The sequence below is a fragment of the Nocardioides pelophilus genome (assembly GCF_014180685.1).
GTDB lineage: Bacteria > Actinomycetota > Actinomycetes > Propionibacteriales > Nocardioidaceae > Nocardioides > Nocardioides pelophilus.
Genome location: NZ_JACEHF010000305.1, coordinates 1 through 1,495, shown reverse-complemented (window position 1 = coordinate 1,495; position 1,495 = coordinate 1). Strand labels below are relative to the sequence as shown.

At 75.8% G+C, this 1,495-nt stretch carries 1 protein-coding gene; it reads left to right on the top strand.

The window, feature by feature from the left end; genetic code table 11:
* Positions 1 to 28: 28 nt before the first annotated feature.
* Positions 29 to 1,495: ABC transporter permease (locus H0488_RS24460; protein WP_446685647.1), on the top strand; the 1,467-nt coding region annotated here is incomplete at its 3' end.

Below are 1,495 nucleotides of genomic sequence, written 5' to 3'. Positions count from 1 at the left end.
CCCCCTCGGCCGGGCGCCGCTGGTGCTGATGGCCCCGGCGGCCGCCGCGGTGCTGCTGCTCCTGGTGCCGTTGGCCGCGCTGGTCGTCGCCACCGACCCGACCGAGCTCCCCCGTCAGCTCACCTCCGAGACCGCCCGCCAGGCGCTGTGGCTCTCCGTCTCGACCTCGACCGCCGCGACCCTCGTCTCGCTGGCGGTCGGACTCCCGCTCGCCTGGCTCCTCGCGCGCGTGGAGTTCCCCGGTCGCCGGCTGCTCCGGGCGCTGGTGATCGTGCCGATGGTGCTCCCGCCGGTCGTGGCCGGCATCGCGTTGCGGGCGGCGTTCGGACGGTCGGGACTGCTCGGCGAGCCGCTCCTCGACGCGACCGGGTTCGCGTTCCCCTACACGACCTGGGGCGTGGTGCTGGCGCACGTCTTCGTCGCTCTCCCGTTCCTGGTGATCACCATCGAGGGCGCCCTCCGCACGACCGGCAGCGGGTACGACGACGCCGCGGCGACCCTGGGCGCCTCGCGGTGGACCACGTTCCGCCGGGTCACCGTGCCGCTCGCGCTGCCGGGGATCGCGGCCGCGATGGTGCTCGCGTGGGCGCGCTCCCTCGGCGAGTTCGGCGCCACCATCACCTTCAACGGCAACTACCCCGGCACCACCCAGACGATGCCTACCCTGATCTACGTCGCCCGCCAGTCCGACGGCGACGCCGCGCTCGCGCNGCGACGCCGCGCTCGCGCTGAGCCTGGTGATGCTGATCGTCTCGATCGCGGTCCTGGTCGCGCTGCGCGACCGGTGGCTGGTGTCGGCCCCGTGACCAGGTCCACGACCGGCCCCGTGACCAGCCCCGGGAGCGGCCTCGACGCCCACCTCTCGGTCCCCGGTCGGCTGGACGCCGCTCTGTCGGCCACCCGGGGCGAGGTGGTCGCCGTGGTCGGCCCCAACGGCGCCGGCAAGAGCACGCTCGTGCACGCGCTGTCCGGCCTGGTGCCGGCATCCGGGCACGCCCACCTCGACGGGGTCGACCTGTTGGCGCGGACCCCGCAGGAGCGCAACGTCGGCGTGGTGTTCCAGGACCAGCGGCTCTTCCCGCACCTGTCGGCGCTCGACAACGTGGCGTTCGGGCTGCGGGCCCGGCGGGCGGAGCGGACCGGTGCCCGCGCCGCGGCGCGCGACTGGTTGGAGCGGCTCGGGATCGCCGGTCTCGCCGACCGCCGGCCTGGCCAGCTGTCCGGCGGCCAGGCCCAACGGGTGGCCATCGCGCGGGCGCTCGTGACCGAGCCCGACCTGCTCCTGCTCGACGAGCCCTTCACCGGCCTCGACGTCGGCGTCGCGGCGACGCTGCGGATCGAGCTCGGCCGCCACCTCGCCGACTTCGCCGGCGTGACCGTGCTCGTCACCCACGACGCGCTCGACGCCCTCACCCTGGCGACGTCGGTGGCCGTGCTCGACGCAGGCACGGTGGCGCAGGTCGGACCGCCGGCCGAGGTGGCCGCGCGACCCCGC